Here is a 2,952-nt window from a genome sequence, read left to right as displayed (position 1 = left end):
TAGAGTAAAACCTTTTAGGTTAAGTTAGAAAGGGCGCACGGTGAATGCCTTGGCACTAGGAGCCGATGAAGGACGGGACTAACACCGATATGCTTCGGGGAGCTGTAAGTAAGCTTTGATCCGGAGATTTCCGAATGGGGGAACCCACTGCTCGTAATGGAGCAGTATCTTTACCTGAATACATAGGGTACTGATGGCAGACCCGGGGAACTGAAACATCTAAGTACCCGGAGGAAGAGAAAGCAAACGCGATTCCCTAAGTAGCGGCGAGCGAAACGGGATTAGCCCAAACCAAGAGGCTTGCCTCTTGGGGTTGTAGGACACTCAACATGGAGTTACAAAGGAACGGGGTAGATGAAGCGACCTGGAAAGGTCCGTCATAGAAGGTAAAAGCCCTGTAGTTGAAACTTCGTTCCCTCCTGAGTGGATCCTGAGTACGGCCGGACACGTGAAATCCGGTCGGAAGCAGGGAGGACCATCTCCCAAGGCTAAATACTCCCTAGTGACCGATAGTGAACCAGTACCGTGAGGGAAAGGTGAAAAGCACCCCGGAAGGGGAGTGAAATAGTTCCTGAAACCGTGTGCCTACAAGTAGTTAGAGCCCGTTAATGGGTGATAGCGTGCCTTTTGTAGAATGAACCGGCGAGTTACGATCCCATGCAAGGTTAAGTTGAAGAGACGGAGCCGCAGCGAAAGCGAGTCTGAATAGGGCGAATTTAGTATGTGGTCGTAGACCCGAAACCAGGTGATCTACCCATGTCCAGGGTGAAGTCCAGGTAACACTGGATGGAGGCCCGAACCCACGCACGTTGAAAAGTGCGGGGATGAGGTGTGGGTAGCGGAGAAATTCCAATCGAACTTGGAGATAGCTGGTTCTCTCCGAAATAGCTTTAGGGCTAGCCTCACGTAGTTAGAGTCTTGGAGGTAGAGCACTGTTTGGACTAGGGGCCCTCATCGGGTTACCGAATTCAGACAAACTCCGAATGCCAAAGACTTATCCGTGGGAGTCAGACTGCGAGTGATAAGATCCGTAGTCAAAAGGGAAACAGCCCAGACCACCAGCTAAGGTCCCAAAGTATACGTTAAGTGGAAAAGGATGTGGAGTTGCTTAGACAACCAGGATGTTGGCTTAGAAGCAGCCACCATTTAAAGAGTGCGTAATAGCTCACTGGTCGAGTGACTCTGCGCCGAAAATGTACCGGGGCTAAACGTATCACCGAAGCTGTGGATTGACATCTTCGATGTCAGTGGTAGGAGAGCGTTCTAAGGGCGTTGAAGCTAGACCGTAAGGACTGGTGGAGCGCTTAGAAGTGAGAATGCCGGTATGAGTAGCGAAAGATGAGTGAGAATCTCATCCACCGAATGCCTAAGGTTTCCTGAGGAAGGCTCGTCCGCTCAGGGTTAGTCGGGACCTAAGCCGAGGCCGAAAGGCGTAGGCGATGGACAACAGGTTGATATTCCTGTACCACCTCTTTATCGTTTGAGTGATGGGGGGACGCAGGAGGATAGGGTAAGCGCACTGCTGGTTATGTGCGTCTAAGCAGTTAGGCTGAGAAGCAGGAAAATCCGCTTCTCGTAAAGGCTGAGCTGTGACAGCGAGGGAAATATAGTACCGAAGTTCCTGATTCCACACTGCCAAGAAAAGCCTCTAGCGAGATAAAAGGTGCCCGTACCGCAAACCGACACAGGTAGGCGAGGAGAGAATCCTAAGGTGAGCGAGAGAACTCTCGTTAAGGAACTCGGCAAAATGACCCCGTAACTTCGGGAGAAGGGGTGCTTTTTGAGGTGAATAGCCTCGAAAAGCCGCAGTGAATAGGCCCAGGCGACTGTTTAGCAAAAACACAGGTCTCTGCGAAGCCGCAAGGCGAAGTATAGGGGCTGACGCCTGCCCGGTGCTGGAAGGTTAAGAGGAGGGGTTAGCTCACGCGAAGCTCTGAATCGAAGCCCCAGTAAACGGCGGCCGTAACTATAACGGTCCTAAGGTAGCGAAATTCCTTGTCGGGTAAGTTCCGACCCGCACGAAAGGCGTAACGATCTGGGCACTGTCTCAACGAGAGACTCGGTGAAATTATAGTACCTGTGAAGATGCAGGTTACCCGCGACAGGACGGAAAGACCCCGTGGAGCTTTACTGTAGCCTGATATTGAATTTTGGTACAGCTTGTACAGGATAGGTAGGAGCCTGAGAAGCCGGAGCGCCAGCTTCGGTGGAGGCGTCGGTGGGATACTACCCTGGCTGTATTGAAATTCTAACCCGCACCCCTTATCGGGGTGGGAGACAGTGTCAGGTGGGCAGTTTGACTGGGGCGGTCGCCTCCTAAAGAGTAACGGAGGCGCCCAAAGGTTCCCTCAGAATGGTTGGAAATCATTCGTAGAGTGTAAAGGCACAAGGGAGCTTGACTGCGAGACCTACAAGTCGAGCAGGGACGAAAGTCGGGCTTAGTGATCCGGTGGTTCCGCATGGAAGGGCCATCGCTCAACGGATAAAAGCTACCCCGGGGATAACAGGCTTATCTCCCCCAAGAGTCCACATCGACGGGGAGGTTTGGCACCTCGATGTCGGCTCATCGCATCCTGGGGCTGTAGTCGGTCCCAAGGGTTGGGCTGTTCGCCCATTAAAGCGGTACGCGAGCTGGGTTCAGAACGTCGTGAGACAGTTCGGTCCCTATCCGTCGTGGGCGCAGGAAATTTGAGAGGAGCTGTCCTTAGTACGAGAGGACCGGGATGGACGCACCGCTGGTGTACCAGTTGTCTTGCCAAAGGCATCGCTGGGTAGCTATGTGCGGACGGGATAAGTGCTGAAAGCATCTAAGCATGAAGCCCCCCTCAAGATGAGATTTCCCATAGCGTCAAGCTAGTAAGATCCCTGAAAGATGATCAGGTTGATAGGTCAGAGGTGGAAGCGTGGTGACATGTGGAGCTGACTGATACTAATCGATCGAGGACTTAACCA

General features: G+C 52.5%; 1 rRNA gene. It reads left to right on the top strand.

Going from position 1 to position 2,952, the window contains the following annotated elements:
- Positions 1–17: 17 nt before the first annotated feature.
- Positions 18–2,952, top strand: a 23S ribosomal RNA gene (locus V7266_RS07305).

Origin of the sequence: Neobacillus drentensis (assembly GCF_036965645.1) — a bacterium.
In the GTDB taxonomy this organism is placed as follows: Bacteria; Bacillota; Bacilli; order Bacillales; family Cytobacillaceae; genus Neobacillus; species Neobacillus drentensis_D.
The sequence above is the reverse complement of the archived record's forward strand: the minus strand, read 5'-3'. Positions and strand labels throughout refer to the sequence as shown.